Raw genomic sequence first — 18039 nt, forward strand, 5'->3', positions numbered from 1 at the left:
AATTCCTCCTTAGTTTTGATCGTTCAGTGCCACGACACCAGGTAGGTCTTTACCTTCCATAAACTCTAATGAAGCTCCGCCACCAGTTGAAATGTGATCCATTTTTTCAGCGACATCGAATTTCTCAACAGCTGCAGCAGAATCGCCACCACCGATTACGGTATACCCTTGTGTTTCGGCCATCGCTTTAGCCACACCTTTCGTGCCTTCCGCGAATAGCGACATTTCAAATACACCCATTGGTCCATTCCAAATAATCAGCTTCGAATTGGCAATGACCTCTGCATACTGAGCAGTCGTTTTCGGGCCGATATCCAGACCCATCCAATCCGATGGAATCGCATCGATCGCAACTACTTTTGTTTCGGCATCTTTTGAAAATTCATTTGCAACGACAACGTCGATTGGCAAGAATAAATTCACGCCTTTTTCTTTTGCTTTATCGATAAATGATTTGGCTAAATCAATTTTGTCTTCCTCAAGCAAAGATTTTCCAATCTCATTGCCTTGTGCTTTAGAAAATGTATAAGATAAGCCTCCACCGATAATAAGGTTGTCCACTTTATCCAATAAATGATCAATTACACCGATTTTATCTTTTACTTTTGCTCCACCAATAATGGCTGTAAATGGTCGGTCGGGTTCAAATAATGCTTTACCCAGAACGTCCAATTCTTTTTCCATCAATAAGCCGGAAACTGCAGGAATATGTTTTGCAATACCTTCTGTAGAAGCATGAGCGCGATGAGCAGCTCCAAAAGCATCGTTTACAAACACATCTGCCAGCTTCGCAAATTGCTCAGCCAATTCTGGATCATTTTTTTCTTCGCCTTTATGGAATCGGACATTTTCAAGCAACACAATGTCTCCGTCTTCCATTTCGGCAATTGCTTCTTCAACTGACGTGCCGACTGACTCGTCCAGTTTTAGAACAGGTTTATGTAATAGCTCACTTAAATGTTTACCAACTTCAGTCAAGCGTAACTCTTCAGTGACTTCTCCTTTTGGACGACCCATATGACTCGCCAAAATTACTTTCGCACCCTTTTCCATCAATTGTTGAATCGTTGGAAGTGCTGCACGTATACGTGTATCATCAGTAATTTTGCCAGCTTCCATCGGGACGTTAAAATCCACCCGGCAAAATACGCGTTTTCCATTTAAATCCAGTTGTTGCATTGTCTGTTTTTGTTTCATGAAGAATCTCCTCCTCCAAAAATTAAAAAAATAAGGAACGGAGGGTACCTCCGTTCCTTTTACCCTACTTTATTATAGAGGTTAATGACAATATTCGCTACTTTAGCTCAAGAGCTTAAACGTCTTATAAACCTTTGCTAGCCATGTGTAATGCAAGGTCGATACAACGAGTAGAGTAACCAGTTTCGTTGTCATACCAAGACAATACTTTTACCATATTTTTCTCAAGAACCATTGTAGACAATCCATCAACTGTTGATGAAGCTGCATTGCCGTTATAGTCACGAGATACTAATGGCAAGTCATTGTATTCCAAGAAACCATTTAATTCGTTATCAGCTGCTGATTTTAATGCAGCATTAACTTCTTCTGTTGTAACGTCTTTATCAAGTTCAACTACTAAATCGACTAAAGATACGTTTGGTGTTGGTACGCGAACTGCCATACCATCTAACTTGCCTTTTAATTCAGGAAGAACTAATGATACTGCTGCTGCTGCACCAGTTGAAGTTGGAATCATTGATTCAGCTGCTGCACGTGCACGGCGGTAATCTTCATGTGGTAAATCCAAAATACGTTGGTCATTTGTATATGAATGAATTGTTGTCATCATTCCACGTTTAATGCCAAAGCTTTCATGAAGTACTTTTGCAACTGGAGCTAAGCTGTTTGTCGTACATGATGCATTAGAAACAACATTATCAGTCTCTGCATTGTAAGACTCATGATTAACACCCATAACGAATGTTGGCATATTCCCTTTACCTGGAGAAGAAACGATTACTTTTTTCGCACCAGCTTCGATATGTTTGCCGGCAGTCTTTTCATCACGGAAGATACCTGTTGATTCTACTACGATATCGATTTCAAGCTCTTTCCAAGGTAATACTGAAGGATCTTTTTCAGCGTATACACGTACTTGTTTGCCATTAACGATTAAGTATTCACCTTCAGAAGAAACATCAGCATCAAAAACGCCGTGAATTGAATCGTATTTCAATAAATGCGCCAACATGGCTGCATCTGTTAAGTCGTTAATTGCTACTACTTCCACTCCGTCACGTTGTAATGCTTCGCGGAATACCACACGTCCAATACGTCCAAATCCGTTAATCGCTAATTTTAAAGTCATTTAAAGTTCCTCCTAGTTTTCATTACTCATAAGTTGAGTTAAATTTTTCGCTGCACCTTCATCCGTAATCAAAACGGTCTGATGAGGTGCGTGTTTTAAATATGAAAGCATGGCAGAAGCTTTAGATGCTCCACCTGCTACTGCTAGTAAATGCTTCACTTGATTCAGTTGTTTTAATTGTATTCCCACCGTACGAATCCGATGGACGGCTTTGCCTTGTTCGTTGAAATAGTATCCAAACGCTTCTCCCACAGCCTGTTTCTCTGAAATAATATCCAGTTCCTCAAGACTCGAGTTTCGTCTTTTGGCCATTTCTTTTGCATCCCCAATTCCATGAATGACAATGTTTGTGTGATCATATAAGTCCATCATTTCTTTAATGACAGGCTCTTTTATCATGGTCTTATATGCGGTTTCGCTTAAATGATCAGGTAAATATAGTGTTCTGGAAGTACCGCTTGCTTGCGCGGCAAATGCAGATGCAATATGATTCGCTTGCAGTTCCACATTTTCCCCGATTCCACCACGGGCTGCTACAAACACTAGATTTTTAGGCTTGATATGCACCGACAAGTGATTCGTAATGGCCGCAATTGTACTTCCACCTGTTACAGCGACAGTGTCTCGCTCTTTCGACAATTGCTCCAGTTGCTTTGCAGCTTCTTGACCAATCAATGACTTTGCTTGACTTTCTTTTTCGCTGTCTCCAGGCACGATAATCACGCGACTTAACTTGAAATTCTTCTCAAGTTGTTTTTCCAGTTCACTTAAACCAGACCACTCGTGAACTAAATTTTTCAAGCTATCTAAAACATCATTACCTTCTTGTGTAATTTCCATTCCATTTGCAAGCACATGTATTAATCCTTGTGCCCGTAAAATGTCTAGCTCTCTTCTAGTCTCCCGTTCGGTTAAATGAACGATTTCGCTGAGGGCTCTGCGACCAATTCCGGCTGTTAACTGGATGGTCATCAATACTCGATATCTTTTCTGGAGAAGCGCAGTCATTTCCGGCAACAATTTTTGTTGTGCTCCTAGTAATTGATCCATTGCATTCTCCTTCTGAAAAGTGGTTGGACGTTTTTTGTCCCACTATATCTTTTTATGTCCCACCTCAATAGTTAATATACTCCTTTTCTTAAAAAAGAGCAAATAAAAAAGTCGTTTACGATGTAAACGACTCTAATAATGTCGGATAATCAACCCGACCTTCCTGAATAACTACTCCTTCACGTTCTATTACAGGAATACGAAGTAAGAATTTTTCATGGATGTCATCATTGTCCTCAATATTGATTTCTTCAATATGTAATACCACATCTTCTTTGACGAGTTCCAGCATCAGTCGTGCATCCTCGCATAAAGAACAATTCGGTCTCGTATAAAATTGTACTTTCATCATACAGCTTCCTTTCGCAACTTTATTATGATTCCGTCCCTATTATTTAAAATTGTACTTTACATTACACAATAAAAAAACAAGTGACTACACTGAGCCACTTGTTTTTTATTAAAATCCGCGACCTGCGCCGCCTCCGCCGGAAGATCCTCCGCCTCCGCCACGGAAACCGCCGCCGCCTCCGCCTCCAAAACCACCACCGAAGGATCCTGGTCCAAAAATCATTGGGAAACCTCCACGGCGCTCACGTGAACCTGGTCCCATACCGCCTCCGCCACGACCTTTAAAGATTGTGTAAAGCACGATGGCAATGATGATAATAGTGATGAATGACATGGAGCCACCGCCACCACTTCCCTGATTAGCCATTTCCGGCTCCACAGCTTCTCCATTCCACCCATATTCCGTAGCAATTTCTTGATAAAAGACTTTCATTGTATTAAGAATCGCCTGATCAGCTTGATCATTTTTCATATAAGGAACGGTAAATTCATCTAATATGCGTCCCACTTTTCCATCGGGAAGGGCTCCTTCAAGTCCATAGCCTACTTCAACCCACATGTCCCTTTCACCCATATCAATTACCAACAAGACACCATTGTTTTTTTCGGCATCTCCTAACTGATATTCACGGAAGGCTTGGTTCGCAAAACTTTGAATGTCTGTCCCGTCCGTGGAATTAACCGTCAAAACGGCAATCTGAGCACCCGTTGCATCATCCAACCGCCTAGCCATTTCGTTGATTTCAGCTTTCTGATTTTCATTCAGTAACCCCGCAAAGTCTTGCGTATAAATGTCACCAACAGGTTTTGGAATTGTTGCCGCCTGAATCATTGGCGCAAACGTCAACAGAAAAAGAAGCGCCGTTCCTACGAAAAGCGCAGCTTTTTTCATCACTCGCCATCTCCTCCGAAATCGACTTTAGGTGCCTCTTCCGCGCCTGCTTCAGCTTTAAAGTATTCTTTTTCGTCAAAGCCGAAAATTCCTGCTATTAGCGCACCCGGGAAACGTTTCACTTTACGGTTGTAATCAGAAACTGCGTTGTTGTAATCCTGACGTGCCACAGACAAACGGTTTTCTGTACCAGCCAACTCATCCATCAACTGACGGAAGTTCGCATCGGATTTTAATTCAGGATAATTCTCCACAACAACCAGTAATCGGCTTAATGCACCCGATAACTCATCATTCGCTGCCGCCTGATCTTCTGGAGATCCTGCACCTGCCAAGCGAGCACGTGCTTCGGTCACACTGTCAATAACGTCCTTCTCCTGCTTGGCAAACCCTTTAACTGTTTCCACTAAATTTGGAATCAAGTCAATACGACGTTGCAGCTGATTTTCTACTTGCGCATAGGCTTGGTCCACATTCTCTTCACCGTTTACAAACCCGTTATAACTAGGAATTAACATAAGAGCCAAAACAACAATAATAATACCCACAATAATAATTGGGCCTAAACCTTTTTTCATCATCTTCACCTCTTGGATAGTATAGTCAATATCTACCTTCTTTAGAGATGATTAAAACATTTTAGTCTCTACTAGTAGTGATTCCTTCGTCAGCTGCGAATTTTCCTACGTCGGGTTCAATTTTTCCTACGTGGACTCGCTTTTTTCCTACGTCACCCTCAATTTTTCCTACGTGAACCCTTTTTTAATACAACAAAAAAACTACAGTGACTAAACCAGTCACTGTAGCTTTGTTTTTTATGCTTTTTTCAATTCACTGCGAGAAATAATGTGATCTACTAAACCATATTCTTTAGCACGTTCAGCTGTCATAAAGTTATCGCGATCTGTATCCTTTGCAATGACTTCAATCGGTTGACCTGTACGTTCCGCCAAGATACCGTTTAATTTTTCACGCAAGAATAAAATACGTTTTGCAGCGATTTCAATTTCAGTCGCTTGACCTTGTGCTCCACCAAGTGGTTGGTGAATCATAACTTCTGCATTTGGTAATGAATATCGTTTGCCTTTAGTTCCTGCCGCTAGTAAGAATGCGCCCATTGAAGCTGCCATCCCGATACAAATTGTTTGTACGTCAGGTTTGATGAATTGCATTGTGTCAAAAATCGCCATACCCGCAGTAATACTTCCGCCTGGGCTGTTGATATAAATTGAAATATCTTTTTCTGGATCTTCAGCTTCTAGGAAAAGTAATTGTGCAACAATGGAGTTTGCAACATTATCATCAATGCCGCTTCCAAGCATAATCACGCGGTCTTTTAATAAACGTGAGTAAATGTCATAAGCGCGCTCTCCGCGGCTTGTTTGTTCAATAACTGTAGGAATTAAATTCATTGAAATTGCCCCCTTCAAGCTTTTATAATTTTCGTACATCCCGAGTATCATCTGTTGTACTCGGTTGTTCCTTTATCATATACAAGTTGGTCAAGGAAGGTCAAATATTATGCATAAAAAAGTACAGTTGAATTGTTTTCCTTCTCTTTGTATAATAGGTAAGTCGCCTGCCCTCGTGGTGCAATGGATAACACGTAAGATTCCGGTTCTTGAGATGGGGGTTCGATTCCCTCCGAGGGCGTCAAAAATAAGCCGCACCATACGTTTTCTATACGTATGGTGCGGTTTTTTTATATTAACTCAGGCAATTGTTCACATTAAGATTGGAATTCTGCCTTATGAATGGTGTTCATGTGGCCACTAACCACCATTGTTACAACTTTTTATTTACTTTACTGAATAAGAATCTTCACCAAATCATGATCTGAAATTTAACCGTTTTAACATAATTGCGGTTAATCCAATTGCTTCGGATTCTGTCAGCAATCCATCCTCAGCCTTTTTCTCCCAATGATCGGATTCAATTATTCCCTATTCTTCACACGCCTTGACCAACAAAGCCTTGTAAGAGAAACTGGGATTTAAAAATTCCCACAAAAAAAACCTTCGACCGATGTCGGAGGCTTTGTAAATTATTCTTCTTTTTGAATCATGGCGATTAGTCCTTCAACCGCTTTTTCTTCATCTGATCCTTCAGCACTGATTGTAACTGATGATCCTTTGCTGATGGCCAAGCTCATAATGCCCATGATACTTTTTGCATTAACTTTTTTATCGTCTTTTTGCAAATATACATCTGCTTGGTAGCGATTTGCTTCTTGCACAAAAAGAGCAGCTTGTCTTGCCTGCAATCCAGATTTTAATTCCACTAGCACTTGATTTTCCGTCATTCGTTCTTGCCCCCTAAACATTGTGCGTTCATGTATTGTTTTTTATGTTAGCTGAAATGAGCCATTCTCACAACTATCTTTTCACTTTATCGAACGCTACTCCACCACGAAGTCCATCAGCGATTTCATCAAGCTTACGCAATCTGTGATTTATGCCTGATTTACTAATTGTCCCCGCAGAGACCATTTCGCCTAACTCTTTCAAAGTCACATCTGTATACTCTACGCGTAACCGGGCTACTTCCCGCAACTTTTCAGGCAATTGGTCAATTCCGATAACATTATCTATATAACGAATATTTTCCACTTGTCTTATAGATGCACCAATCGTTTTGTTAAGATTGGCTGTTTCACAATTAACGAGGCGATTTACGCTATTTCTCATATCACGGATGATGCGAACGTCTTCAAATTTCAACAATGCGTGGTGAGCACCTGTAATACTTAAGAAATCTGAGATTTTTTCAGCTTCCTTCAAATAGGTTACAAAGCCCTTTTTACGTTCAATCGTTTTGGCATTTAATCCAAAACCATTCATTAAATCGACAAGCGCATCACTATGGTCTTTATATAGAGAATACACTTCCAAATGGTAAGCAGATGTTTCAGGATTGTTTACTGATCCACCTGCTAGGAATGCCCCTCGCAAATACGCACGCTTACAACAATTTTTTTTGACCAGGTCAGCCGAGATTGTATGATTGAACTGAAAATCTTCTGTAATGATCTTCAGATTTTCTAGCAAAGCTTTTGCCCCATCACGGACGCGACAAATATATACATTGTTCTTTTTTAATCGCATTTTTTTTCGTACCAATAGTTCTACTTGGTACGGATATAATTCTTTCATTAACGTATACAGACGTCTTGCAATTGCTGCGTTCTCTGTCTGTACATCCAAACTCAAACTTCGGTTAGCAAATGAAAGTGCACCATTCATGCGGATTAGTGCAGAAAGTTCTGCTTTCGCGCAACAAGGCGTTATGTCAGCTTGCGTCATTTCTTTTTTCGTTTCAGATGCAAATGACATAGGTATTTCCCCCTTTCGAGCGAAAGTTAGATAAATGTTTGCTTGATTGCATTTTCCTTATCTTCCGCATAATGGACCAACCATTCGGCAACTTTAGTTGCTTCATGGCGAATGGCTCCATCCTGAATGGTCGCTATATCTTTTTTGACCACTGTTATTCCTAATTGATTTAATCGTGATTCATCATAACTCACCGGCATGGACTGTTCTTGTTCATAAATTTTTTGAACGGATAAAGGAACTTCATCCGTATTCAATAATATCGTTTGGATAAAAGGAGCTCCCATATGCAACATCAACGCTCGGACATGATCAGCCGCTGAATAATCCATCGTCTCTCCTGCCTGTGTCATTAAGTTGCAAATGTATACGTTTGGTGCCTTCGATTGTAGTATCGCTTTTTGAATTCCTTGAACCAATAAATTGGGCAAAATACTAGTATATAAACTTCCAGGTCCAAATACGAGTAAATCAGCTTTTCTGATAGCTTTTATCGTATCAGGAAGAGGTTCCACATCGTTAGGTGTCAAAAAGACACGATGGATTCGTTGATTATATGTTGGAATTTTAGATTCCCCTGTAACAATGGTACCATCGTCCAGTTCTGCATGAAGTGTGATGGTCTGATTCGCGGCTGGCAACACGGTGCCATGAACATTAAGTACGCGACTCATTTCCCGAATCGCATGTGAGAAGTCTCCAGTTATATCTGTCAACGCCGTTAACATTAAATTCCCAAGGGAATGTCCACCCAAATCATCAGATTGACTAAATCGATATTGGAACATTTCTTCAACTAAAGGCTCGACATCTGATAATGCAGCCATTACTTTACGAATATCTCCCGGAGGTGGAATATCATAATCGTCGCGGAGACGACCTGAGCTCCCTCCGTCATCTGCAACCGTAACAATTGCAGTGATATCGACCGGGAATTTCTTTAATCCCCGCAGTAACGTGGACAGACCCGTTCCCCCGCCGATTATGACGATTCGCTTCCGACGTTTGGAACGTGCCATTCCATCAGCCCTTTCTATGTTTAATATCGCGATGCGTTATTACAGTTTGATAGTCTTGTTGGAACAAGTTTGCATAGTACTCCGTAAGAGTTACGGATCGGTGTTGCCCGCCAGTACAACCAAATGCGATGACAAGCTGGCGTTTTCCTTCTCGTTTATATTGAGGAATCATATAAGTCAGTAAATCAGTCAGTTTTTCTATTAACATTTGGGTTTCTGGCCATTTCAACACATAACCCGATACATCAGAATCCAAGCCGGTTTTCGGACGTAATTCTTCTATATAATAAGGGTTCGGCAGGAATCGTACATCAAACACCAAATCCGCATCAATCGGCAAGCCATGTTTGAAACCAAATGACATGACGTTTACGGTAAATGTAGAAATTCCTTTTGCAGAAAACTCTTCTTGTATTTTTTCACGAAGATCTTTCGGTTTCAGGGTTGAGGTGTTGTAAATGAATTGTGCACGGCCTTTCAGCTCTGACAGTAACAAACGTTCTTTTGCGATTCCTTCCAAAGGCAAGCCTTCAGGAGCAAGCGGATGTGAACGGCGTGTTTCTTTGTAGCGTCTGACCAATGTCTCATCGTCGGCTTCCAAGAAAAGAATTTTAGGTGTACTCAAATTCCCTTTCGCCATTTCGTCCAGTGCACCAATCAATGAATCGAATAAATCTCCGCCACGCATATCCATCACCGCGGCAATACGATTCATGTCTTTTCCGGATTCCTTCATTAATTTTAAAAACGTCATTAATAGAGCTGGTGGCAAGTTATCAATACAGAAAAACCCTAGATCCTCGAAACTTTGAATGGCTACTGTTTTACCCGCGCCAGACATACCGGTAATGATGACAAATTCCGAATCTTGAGTTTGTTGTGATTCCATCATTGCTTCTCTCCCTCATATGACGCTTGTATATCTTCTTTAATTAAATCAAAATTATGGGTGTAAACAAAGGTACCGTATTGAACCCCTTTTCCTGAAACAGCAAATTGGAGATTCGTCCGATCTCCTTCCGCCATCGGCAAATGTGCCAAGGCTTCCACTGGATGCCACTCCAAAATTCCTTCTTTTGTTACTTCAAACGGAATTCCTTCTAAGTCATTCGAGACAAATGTAAAGAGCATCCATTCATTTTCCATATCCGAATGTTCGTCATGAACGACCATCGTATAAACACCTTTTAGATGAGGTTCGACAGGAACAGTATTGGTTTCTTCTTTAAATTCACGGATGGCCGCACTATAAATAGACTCTCCTGGTTCCATTTTCCCGCCAGGTGCGACGTACCAATTTCTACGTGGTTTTTTCAATAAAAGCACTTGATGATTTTTCAAAACAATTAAGTTTGCTATACGTTGCACATTCGACACTCCACATCCAAATAAACTCACTTATTCTATTATACAACTTTGAACGTGGGCATATCAAAAAGTATGCAAAAAAAGAAACACTGAAAGCTTGATTTAAGTGATTGAATTGACAATGTTGCTTGTTCTAATCGAGGTGTATGTCGAGTCGAGATTGACTTCCATTCAGTCGAATTGAGTTTTATCCATTCAGGGTTAATTTGCGTCCGGTTAGGGACACTTTCTGCCCCGATACTCACTCCACTTCGCCATTTAATTCGAAACGATAAAAAAGAGGCTGCTTCTTCGATTTGCACCGAAAAAGCAGCCTTTCAAAATGTTGCTATAAAAAGGGGGTCAATTTACTAACTTCACTATACTCCTTTATTGTTGCAAGGGTATTACAAGTGGATTAAAGAATGATTAAAAATTAAGCCTTCATGCTTATTTTTTCATGTAATTCTTCAATATAATGCTGAGCAGCTTGAGCAGCGATGCTTCCATCTCCTGTAGCCGTTACAATTTGACGCAATGTTTTTTCACGTACATCTCCGGCAGCAAAGATTCCCGGGATGCTTGTTTCCATTTTTTCATTCGTTAAAATATAGCCTGTTTCGTTCAGGATACCTAACTGAGCAAATGGTTTTGTTAATGGAAGCATTCCAATATAAATAAATACACCGTTTGCTTTAAATTCTTGTTCTGAATCATCTACTGTGGATGCCAATGTCACACTTCCGACTTTGCCATTTTCATCGTTAATTGATTTTACAGTATGGTTCCAGATGAAATCGATTTTTTCATTTGCGAACGCACGATCTTGAAGGATTTTTTGTGCACGAAGTTCGTCACGACGATGAACAATCGTTACTTTGCTAGCAAAACGAGTCAAATATACGCCTTCTTCAACAGCTGAATCTCCGCCACCTACAACGACTAATTCTTTATTTTTAAAGAACGCGCCATCACAGACTGCACAGTAACTTACCCCACGTCCACCAAGTTCAGTTTCGCCTGGAATACCCATTTTCTTATATTCAGCACCAGTTGTGATGATAATTGAACGAGCTTTATATACTTTTCCACCAGCCTTGACGGTTTTGAATTCTTCTCCATCAATGATTTCCTGTACATCCCCGTATGCGTATTCCGCACCGAATTTTTTAGCGTGATCAAACATTTTCGTTGAAAGTTCAGGTCCTAAAATATGTTCGAAACCTGGATAGTTTTCAACTTCCTCTGTATTCGCCATTTGGCCACCTGGAATCCCTCGTTCAAGCATTAAAGTCGATAAATTTCCACGGGATGTGTATACAGCTGCTGTCATACCTGCAGGTCCTGCCCCAATAATCAAAACATCATAAATTTTTTCTTCAGTCATTTAAAAAAACCTCCTAAACCCATTGTTCTCTCACAAATCGTATAAGATTCATGCATGTCGTTCAACTTTTTTGCCTAAGCATCAAAGAGTGGTAAAAATTGAATCAGTTCATTTACATATTTCGTTATGGTTGGCGTCGTTATCTCATAGCGTTCCGCGAGTGCTTTTTTGGTTACGCCTTGTGAACGTGATGATTGGAACATATAATCCGCAGCTGCTGCTAAAGCCTTAGGATTTTTAAAGGCATACCCTTTATCAATCCCACGTTCAATTAACACAAACCACATTTGAAAAAGGAATGATCCATCAATTGTTAAGGGATAATTTTTGCGATACAACACTTCTGTTGCTTCAACCGCTCGCAAAAAGGAGCGTTCAGCAATTTGGCTTGCTTCAAATTCATGTCCGAGAGCATGGGCCAACAACCATTTTTCCATTGTAGAATACGTTTCTACATTTACCCATTCCGGATGAGCGATGATTTCTTGTTTATGTGCAGTTTTTCCTAGCAAAAACAAACCAAACATTCGCTCACTGCGATACGCGTTTTCAAGCTTTTCTACTATAAAATCACGATTGTGCTCCATGCCATCTAACGAATCGCCTTCTTTTTGGTCAGCCCAAGGTTCAAGGCCTTCTTTTTCAGGATCGATTTGAATTAGTTGCTTCCAGTATTGGCGTGCTTCATTTTCATGTCCCGAAAAATAAGCGGAATGTGATAACCAGAAATAAAAGCCTGGGTCGCCTTCATAGCCTCGTTTTTGAAGAGAACGCAACCATTTATATGCCTCTTCATACTTACCAACCAATGCAAAAGTTGCACCGAGCTTGTAGCGATGTTCCAGCATATAAGGTTGAATTTTGACGAGTAAATTTAATAGATATGAGAGTTCCTGCTCATTTTTTTCGTAATAATGCACCACTGCCAAATTACACAATGCATGTAAATTACCTGTGTTTTCTTCCAGTACTTTGTGCAATAAAGCTTTTGCCTGATCGACTTCACCGATATAGAAATAAGCAAGGGCTAAGTTATTGTAAGCTGCCCAGAAATCCGGATTTTCTTCAATCAGATTCTCCAAAACTTCGATTGCCTGTTCAAAGTTTCCTTGTTCCATCATTCGTCTGGCTTTTTCTTGTACGATTAAGATTTCACTTCCGAAATTATCATCTTCAAATAATGGCCAATCTTCTTGTTCAGAGAAATCAATGATTTCCATCGCTTCCTCAGCGTATGCTCCCGTCATGTCCAATTCTATATACTTTTTGGCGAATTTGCGGGCATCAGAAAGAAAACCGAGGTGAGCGTTCACTTCTGCTAAGAAGAAAACAACTTCAGTTTCATTTGGGTCAAGACTGTGTGCACTTTGCAATAACTCCAGAGCATGGTCGTATTTTTCTACTTCCATTTCTACAATTGCGTATTGCATTAAAATAAGCGGATCATCTGGACTCAGTTCCGCTGCACGTCTCAAATATTTATGCGCTTTTTCAAAGTGCTCCCGATTTAGAGCTACTAACGCTTTTTGATAATAATATTCGCCTGTAGGAAGGAACGAGACGATGTTTTCATTCGCGTGTTGTTTGTGTTTTTTCTTCAATTAATGCCTCCGAAAAAATAAAAAGGAACGCAATAGGTCCCTTTTCAGTATCTCTCTATTATAGCACACAGGCTTATGATTTACTCTCATGTCGTTTCTGTAAAACTTCCAACACATCATACAAATTTACTTTTTGTTCTTGAAGCAGTACCAACAAGTGATACAGCAAGTCAGCGGCTTCCCATTGCAACTCTTCAGCGTCACGGTTTTTTGCGGCAATCACCACTTCAGTCGCTTCTTCTCCGATTTTCTTGCCAATCTTGTCTACGCCTTTTTCAAATAAGTAGGTTGTATATGCACCTTCTGGCATTGATTTTTCACGCTGTTGAATGACTTCAACCAAATCTGAAAGAATCCCGAAACTGCCTACAGTCTCTGAAGGAGCAACGATTACCTTATGAAAACAAGTGTCTTTGCCAGTATGGCATGCAGGTCCTTTCGGCAACACTTCCACAACTAGTGCATCGGAATCACAATCGGTTCGGATTGCCACAACTTGTTGAGTGTTTCCACTTGTTGCGCCTTTATGCCACAGTTCTCGTCTAGAACGGCTATAAAACCATGTTTCTTTTGTTTCAATGGTTTTCTCCAAAGATTGTCGGTTCATATATGCGACCGTCAGCACTTCTTTTGTTTGTGCATGTTGGACGACAACGGGTATCAGTCCCTGTGCATCAAATTGAATGGGTTCCATTTCGTTTTTTGTCATCTAACTGACACTCCTTTCTCTCGCAAAACACTTTTCACTTCTTTGACACTGGTCTCTTTGTAATGAAAGATAGAAGCTGCCAGTGCTGCATCTACATCTACTTCATTAAATACGTCATAAAAATGTTGAGCATTCCCTGCCCCGCCACTCGCGATTACAGGAACATTTACTGCTTCGCGTACCGCTTTCGTTAATTCAAGATCAAAACCACTTTTTTCTCCATCTTTGTTCATAGAAGTAAGGAGGATTTCTCCTGCCCCCAAGCGTGTGGCTTCTTGTGCCCATTTTACCGCTGTCCACACTGTGACACGTCGGCCCCCGTGAGTATAGACCAACCATGTTCCGTCTTCCTCAGACCATTTCGCATCAATTGCAACGACAATGCATTGTGAACCAAAATAAGCAGCACCTTCAGCTATCAACTCAGGTCGTTCAATAGCGGATGTATTTACCGATACTTTATCTGCACCGGCACGTAGCATGTTTTTCATATCATCGAGCGTTCGGATACCGCCTCCCACAGTAAAGGGAATGGCCAGTTCGACAGCAGTCTGTCGCACTACATCAATCATCGTTTCTTTCCCTTCATGCGATGCTGATATATCCAAAAACACTAATTCGTCTGCTCCTTGCTCATCATAAAATTTAGCAAGTTCCACAGGATCCCCCGCATCACGCAGTGACACGAACTGAACCCCTTTGACAACCCGTCCTTCTTTGACATCTAAACACGGAATAATTCGTTTTGTTAACATGAAGCCACCTCACGCAATGCTTGCGGTAATGTAAAACGATTTTCATAAAGTGCTTTACCGATAATCACGCCACCAATTTTAGTCTCGGCTGCCGCTAGTGCTACTTGCTTCACGTCCGATAGTGAACTAATACCGCCTGAAACAATCACTTCTGCACCTGTTGCTTCGGCAAGGAGTTCATTGGCTAAAATATTAGGACCATTTAGTGTTCCGTCCGTAGCTATATCTGTGAAAATAAAGGTTTTTGCACCATTACTTGCAAAGTATTGCCCTACTTCAATAGCAGATTTTGATGAGGTTTCCAACCATCCGTGTGTTGCCACCATGCCATCTTTGGCATCAAGTCCAATAACAATTTTATCCGCACCGAACTTCTTAATCAACGAGACCGCAAGCTCCGGGTGCTGTATAGCTAAGCTACCGATGATAACGCGTGCCACACCATTATCCAGATAATATTTCACATCATCTTCCGAGCGGATTCCTCCGCCTATTTGCACATTCACACCAAGCTCTGTTGCTGCACGTATTACATCCTGGTCGTGAATTCGTTTTCCGTCTTTTGCCCCATCCAAGTCGACCATGTGAATCCATCTTGCCCCTTGGCTTGCAAACGTTTTGGCCATTTCAAAAGGAGATTCCCCATAAACTGTCTCTTGATTATAATCACCTTTAAATAAGCGTACACATTTGCCTCCACGCATATCAATTGCTGGATATAATTCAATCACTGACATTTTTGGCCACTCCTCTCATTTACTTGCCCGACCCATTTGGCCAACAAGTACTTCCCGAAAGGTCCTGACTTTTCAGGGTGAAATTGCATACCTGTAATGGAACCTTTCTGAACCAGACCTGGTACAAATTGACCTGCATATGTACTGCTTGCCACCACTTCTTTTTGGAGCGTTTTTTGTGCCAAATATGAATGAACAAAGTACACATGCGTTGAATCTTCTTTATCAAGATCCTGTAACCAAGTAGGTTGATGCGTAAAAGATAAGGGATTCCAGCCCATATGAGGAATTCGAATCCGATTTTGTTGTGCATCCAGTTCTTCAAATTTTTGAATATGACCAGTTAATATGCCGAGACCTTCTGTCCGTCCGTTTTCCATACTGTCTTCATAAAGAAGTTGCATACCCAGACAGATCCCGAGCAAAGGTTTGTTATTTTTTTCGATTTGTTTAATATACAGATCCATTCCTGACTCGCGCAGACGATTCATGGCATCTGGAAAAGCTCCGACACCAGGCAATACATATCCATCCATTTGATCTAATATGTTTGAATCTGAGGTTATGGACACTTCACACCCCAGTCGAAGTAGTGCTTGCTCAACGCTATATAAATTGCCCATTCCGTAATCGATTACACCAATTTTCATGTCAATAACCCTTTCGTTGATGGCACTCCTTTGACACGCGGATCGATTGTGACCGCTTCATCCAGTGCTCTTGCTAATGCTTTGAATATGGCTTCAATCATGTGGTGGGTATTGTGTCCATAGTGTAAGATCACGTGAACATTCATCCGTGCTTCAAGAGCGAATTTCCATAAAAACTCATGGACAAGTTCCGTATCGAAATTGCCTACTTTTTCTTTAGGAAATGTCGCTCTGAACTCAAGGTGTGGACGGTTTGAACAATCCACAATCACTTGCGCCAGTGCATCATCCATGGGCACAAAAGCATTACCGTATCTTCGTATTCCTTTTTTGTCACCTAACGCTTCTTTGACAACTTGCCCGAGTACAATCCCTATATCTTCCGTTGTATGATGATCATCAATATGTGTGTCACCAGAGGCTTGAATGGTCGCATTAAAGAATCCATGTTTCACAAATAAATCAAGCATATGATCCATAAAAGGGACACCCGTATCAATAGTCGCTTGCCCTTCTCCATCCAGTTGCATCGCGACTTTCACTTGTGTTTCTTTCGTTTTTCTATTTATTGTTGCTTCGCGTGTCATGATTGATTCATCCCCTTTGTCCAGCCTCTTGATTCTACAGCTCTAGCATGGGCTTCTAACCCTTCCATTCTTGCCAGTCGTGCCACTTTGGCTGCATGTTGTTGCCATGTTTCTTCCGTATAATAAATGATGCTTGTCTTTTTGATGAAATCATCCACTGATAACGGGCTTGAGAATCGTGCAGTGCTGTTTGTGGGCAATACATGATTGGTCCCGGCAAAGTAATCCCCGATTGGTTCAGAACTGTAGCGACCGATAAAAATCGCCCCCGCATGTCTAACTTGTTGTGCAACTTCATGAGGATTGATCGTCATGATTTCCAAATGCTCTGGTGCCAATTTATTTACAGCTTCAATGATGTTCACCATTGTTTCTGCAACATAAATTTTGCCGAACTTTTCAACAGCTGCCCGTGCAATCTTTTCACGTGGGAGCATACGCAATTGTTTTTCCACTTCCTGCATAACTTCCTGTGCGAATGTATCGACCGTCGTTAGTAAAATAGGACACGCCATCGGATCATGTTCTGCCTGAGACAATAAATCGGCCGCTACTTCGTCTGCATAGGCTGTATCGTCTGCGATAATGGCGATTTCACTCGGCCCGGCAATCATATCGATTGCCACTTCACCAAACACTTCCCTTTTGGCCAATGCCACAAACACATTCCCTGGACCTGTTATTTTGTCAACAGGTGCAATGGACTCGGTACCATATGCAAGAGCGGCAATTGCTTGTGCCCCACCTACTTTATAAATTTCTTCAATACCTAAAATTGAAGCTGCGACCAATACTGCGTCTGGCAATGCGCCTTTTTCGTTAGGAGGAGAGACAATGACAATTCGTTCTACACCAGCTACTTGAGCCGGAATAACATTCATTAATACAGACGATGGATATGCAGCAGAGCCACCCGGCACATATAAACCAACTGCATCCAATGGACTTACTCGCTGTCCGATAAATGAGCCATTTTTTACATCAACTTCATAAGATGACCGTTTTTGCATTTCATGAAATTGGCGGATATTTTTTGCCGCTTCTTCCAAGTCATTTTTAAGTTCATCATCAAAATCGGCGAGTGCCAGTTGGATTTCGTCATTCGAAACACGAAAGTCGCTCAGTTTAATTCCGTCCCATTTTTCGCTGTATTCAGCAACTGCCTGATCACCACGTTTTTTGACATCGGCCAATACCATTTTCACGGTGTTTAATTGTTCCGCATTGCCCATTTCCAACGGTCGTTTTAATGAAATATCTTTTGTTAAAGAAACGATTTGCATATCTAAATCC

At 41.1% G+C, this 18039-nt stretch carries 20 protein-coding genes and 1 tRNA gene; 1 reads left to right on the plus strand and 20 read right to left on the minus strand.

Annotation, left to right across the window (positions count from 1 at the left end; translation table 11 throughout):
• Positions 1-9 precede the first annotated feature (9 nt).
• The 7 genes from ACQKEV_RS12135 to clpP form a co-directional block, all read right to left on the minus strand.
• Positions 10-1197 (minus strand): phosphoglycerate kinase, encoded by a 1188-nt coding sequence (locus ACQKEV_RS12135; RefSeq protein WP_427446422.1) that lies wholly within the window; start codon positions 1195-1197, stop codon positions 10-12.
• A gap of 124 nt (positions 1198-1321) precedes the next feature.
• Complete coding sequence (gap, locus tag ACQKEV_RS12140) at positions 1322-2329, minus strand: type I glyceraldehyde-3-phosphate dehydrogenase (RefSeq protein WP_427446424.1); 1008 nt, start codon at positions 2327-2329, stop codon at positions 1322-1324.
• A 12-nt stretch (positions 2330-2341) separates the two neighbouring features.
• A complete protein-coding gene (locus ACQKEV_RS12145) occupies positions 2342-3379 on the minus strand; it encodes a sugar-binding transcriptional regulator (RefSeq protein ID WP_427446426.1) in 1038 nt (345 codons plus the stop codon).
• A 115-nt stretch (positions 3380-3494) separates the two neighbouring features.
• On the minus strand, positions 3495-3728 hold the full coding sequence (locus tag ACQKEV_RS12150; protein WP_427446428.1) for a glutaredoxin family protein: 234 nt from the start codon (positions 3726-3728) through the stop codon (positions 3495-3497).
• A 111-nt stretch (positions 3729-3839) separates the two neighbouring features.
• Positions 3840-4622 carry a TPM domain-containing protein gene (locus ACQKEV_RS12155; protein ID WP_427446666.1) on the minus strand — a complete coding sequence of 261 codons (783 nt, stop codon included), beginning with the start codon at positions 4620-4622 and terminating at the stop codon, positions 3840-3842.
• Entirely contained in the window at positions 4622-5200 is a 579-nt protein-coding gene (locus tag ACQKEV_RS12160) for a LemA family protein (protein WP_269926578.1), read from the minus strand. Before ACQKEV_RS12160 ends, ACQKEV_RS12155 begins: the two co-directional genes overlap by 1 nt.
• 237 nt (positions 5201-5437) lie before the next feature.
• The gene (clpP, locus tag ACQKEV_RS12165) at positions 5438-6034 is read right to left on the minus strand and encodes an ATP-dependent Clp endopeptidase proteolytic subunit ClpP (protein ID WP_427446430.1); all 597 of its coding nucleotides are present in this window, start codon (positions 6032-6034) and stop codon (positions 5438-5440) included.
• A gap of 169 nt (positions 6035-6203) precedes the next feature.
• Here clpP and ACQKEV_RS12170 point away from each other — a divergent pair.
• Positions 6204-6275 (plus strand) — tRNA-Arg (locus ACQKEV_RS12170).
• A 391-nt stretch (positions 6276-6666) separates the two neighbouring features.
• Here ACQKEV_RS12170 and ACQKEV_RS12175 read toward each other — a convergent pair.
• From ACQKEV_RS12175 to hisD, 13 genes are all read right to left on the minus strand, one after another.
• Complete coding sequence (locus ACQKEV_RS12175) at positions 6667-6924, minus strand: HPr family phosphocarrier protein (RefSeq protein WP_427446432.1); 258 nt, start codon at positions 6922-6924, stop codon at positions 6667-6669.
• 73 nt (positions 6925-6997) lie between these two features.
• The gene (whiA, locus tag ACQKEV_RS12180) at positions 6998-7954 is read right to left on the minus strand and encodes a DNA-binding protein WhiA (RefSeq protein WP_427446434.1); all 957 of its coding nucleotides are present in this window, start codon (positions 7952-7954) and stop codon (positions 6998-7000) included.
• A 26-nt stretch (positions 7955-7980) separates the two neighbouring features.
• Positions 7981-8973 (minus strand): gluconeogenesis factor YvcK family protein, encoded by a 993-nt coding sequence (locus tag ACQKEV_RS12185; protein WP_269926582.1) that lies wholly within the window; start codon positions 8971-8973, stop codon positions 7981-7983.
• Positions 8974-8977: 4 nt separating this feature from the next.
• Complete coding sequence (rapZ, locus tag ACQKEV_RS12190) at positions 8978-9865, minus strand: RNase adapter RapZ (RefSeq protein ID WP_427446436.1); 888 nt, start codon at positions 9863-9865, stop codon at positions 8978-8980.
• Entirely contained in the window at positions 9862-10341 is a 480-nt protein-coding gene (locus ACQKEV_RS12195; RefSeq protein ID WP_427446438.1) for an NUDIX hydrolase, read from the minus strand. Before ACQKEV_RS12195 ends, rapZ begins: the two co-directional genes overlap by 4 nt.
• Before the next feature lie 415 nt (positions 10342-10756).
• Positions 10757-11707: a thioredoxin-disulfide reductase gene (trxB, locus tag ACQKEV_RS12200; RefSeq protein WP_427446440.1), complete on the minus strand. Its 951-nt coding sequence runs from the start codon at positions 11705-11707 to the stop codon at positions 10757-10759.
• Positions 11708-11781: 74 nt separating this feature from the next.
• Positions 11782-13308 carry a tetratricopeptide repeat protein gene (locus ACQKEV_RS12205; protein ID WP_427446442.1) on the minus strand — a complete coding sequence of 509 codons (1527 nt, stop codon included), beginning with the start codon at positions 13306-13308 and terminating at the stop codon, positions 11782-11784.
• A 73-nt stretch (positions 13309-13381) separates the two neighbouring features.
• Positions 13382-14017, minus strand: a complete 636-nt coding sequence (hisIE, locus tag ACQKEV_RS12210; RefSeq protein ID WP_427446445.1) for a bifunctional phosphoribosyl-AMP cyclohydrolase/phosphoribosyl-ATP diphosphatase HisIE — start codon at positions 14015-14017, stop codon at positions 13382-13384.
• The gene (gene hisF, locus ACQKEV_RS12215; protein WP_427446447.1) at positions 14014-14772 is read right to left on the minus strand and encodes an imidazole glycerol phosphate synthase subunit HisF; all 759 of its coding nucleotides are present in this window, start codon (positions 14770-14772) and stop codon (positions 14014-14016) included. The genes hisIE and hisF overlap by 4 nt, the downstream gene beginning before the upstream one ends.
• The gene (gene hisA / locus ACQKEV_RS12220) at positions 14766-15509 is read right to left on the minus strand and encodes a 1-(5-phosphoribosyl)-5-[(5-phosphoribosylamino)methylideneamino]imidazole-4-carboxamide isomerase (protein WP_427446449.1); all 744 of its coding nucleotides are present in this window, start codon (positions 15507-15509) and stop codon (positions 14766-14768) included. The genes hisF and hisA overlap by 7 nt, the downstream gene beginning before the upstream one ends.
• On the minus strand, positions 15500-16159 hold the full coding sequence (hisH, locus tag ACQKEV_RS12225; protein WP_427446451.1) for an imidazole glycerol phosphate synthase subunit HisH: 660 nt from the start codon (positions 16157-16159) through the stop codon (positions 15500-15502). Before hisH ends, hisA begins: the two co-directional genes overlap by 10 nt.
• The gene (hisB, locus tag ACQKEV_RS12230; protein WP_427446453.1) at positions 16156-16746 is read right to left on the minus strand and encodes an imidazoleglycerol-phosphate dehydratase HisB; all 591 of its coding nucleotides are present in this window, start codon (positions 16744-16746) and stop codon (positions 16156-16158) included. Before hisB ends, hisH begins: the two co-directional genes overlap by 4 nt.
• Positions 16743-18029: a histidinol dehydrogenase gene (gene hisD / locus ACQKEV_RS12235; RefSeq protein ID WP_427446455.1), complete on the minus strand. Its 1287-nt coding sequence runs from the start codon at positions 18027-18029 to the stop codon at positions 16743-16745. Before hisD ends, hisB begins: the two co-directional genes overlap by 4 nt.
• Between the last annotated feature and the right edge of the window lie 10 nt (positions 18030-18039).

Origin of the sequence: Paenisporosarcina sp. NPDC076907 (genome assembly GCF_050269735.1) — a bacterium.
Lineage (GTDB): Bacteria > Bacillota > Bacilli > Bacillales_A > Planococcaceae > Paenisporosarcina.

Excerpts from the sequence above, each read along its gene's own strand:
- ACQKEV_RS12135 (WP_427446422.1), bottom strand. The coding sequence starts at position 1,197 with ATGAAACAAAAACAGACAATGCAACAACTGGATTTAAATGGAAAACGC.
- gap (WP_427446424.1), bottom strand. The coding sequence starts at position 2,329 with ATGACTTTAAAATTAGCGATTAACGGATTTGGACGTATTGGACGTGTG.
- ACQKEV_RS12145 (WP_427446426.1), bottom strand. The coding sequence starts at position 3,379 with ATGGATCAATTACTAGGAGCACAACAAAAATTGTTGCCGGAAATGACT.
- ACQKEV_RS12150 (WP_427446428.1), bottom strand. The coding sequence starts at position 3,728 with ATGAAAGTACAATTTTATACGAGACCGAATTGTTCTTTATGCGAGGAT.
- ACQKEV_RS12155 (WP_427446666.1), bottom strand. The coding sequence starts at position 4,622 with ATGAAAAAAGCTGCGCTTTTCGTAGGAACGGCGCTTCTTTTTCTGTTG.
- ACQKEV_RS12160 (WP_269926578.1), bottom strand. The coding sequence starts at position 5,200 with ATGAAAAAAGGTTTAGGCCCAATTATTATTGTGGGTATTATTATTGTT.
- clpP (WP_427446430.1), bottom strand. The coding sequence starts at position 6,034 with ATGAATTTAATTCCTACAGTTATTGAACAAACAAGCCGCGGAGAGCGC.
- ACQKEV_RS12175 (WP_427446432.1), bottom strand. The coding sequence starts at position 6,924 with ATGACGGAAAATCAAGTGCTAGTGGAATTAAAATCTGGATTGCAGGCA.
- whiA (WP_427446434.1), bottom strand. The coding sequence starts at position 7,954 with ATGTCATTTGCATCTGAAACGAAAAAAGAAATGACGCAAGCTGACATA.
- ACQKEV_RS12185 (WP_269926582.1), bottom strand. The coding sequence starts at position 8,973 with ATGGCACGTTCCAAACGTCGGAAGCGAATCGTCATAATCGGCGGGGGA.
- rapZ (WP_427446436.1), bottom strand. The coding sequence starts at position 9,865 with ATGATGGAATCACAACAAACTCAAGATTCGGAATTTGTCATCATTACC.
- trxB (WP_427446440.1), bottom strand. The coding sequence starts at position 11,707 with ATGACTGAAGAAAAAATTTATGATGTTTTGATTATTGGGGCAGGACCT.
- hisIE (WP_427446445.1), bottom strand. The coding sequence starts at position 14,017 with ATGACAAAAAACGAAATGGAACCCATTCAATTTGATGCACAGGGACTG.
- hisF (WP_427446447.1), bottom strand. The coding sequence starts at position 14,772 with ATGTTAACAAAACGAATTATTCCGTGTTTAGATGTCAAAGAAGGACGG.
- hisA (WP_427446449.1), bottom strand. The coding sequence starts at position 15,509 with ATGTCAGTGATTGAATTATATCCAGCAATTGATATGCGTGGAGGCAAA.
- hisH (WP_427446451.1), bottom strand. The coding sequence starts at position 16,159 with ATGAAAATTGGTGTAATCGATTACGGAATGGGCAATTTATATAGCGTT.
- hisB (WP_427446453.1), bottom strand. The coding sequence starts at position 16,746 with ATGACACGCGAAGCAACAATAAATAGAAAAACGAAAGAAACACAAGTG.
- hisD (WP_427446455.1), bottom strand. The coding sequence starts at position 18,029 with ATGCAAATCGTTTCTTTAACAAAAGATATTTCATTAAAACGACCGTTG.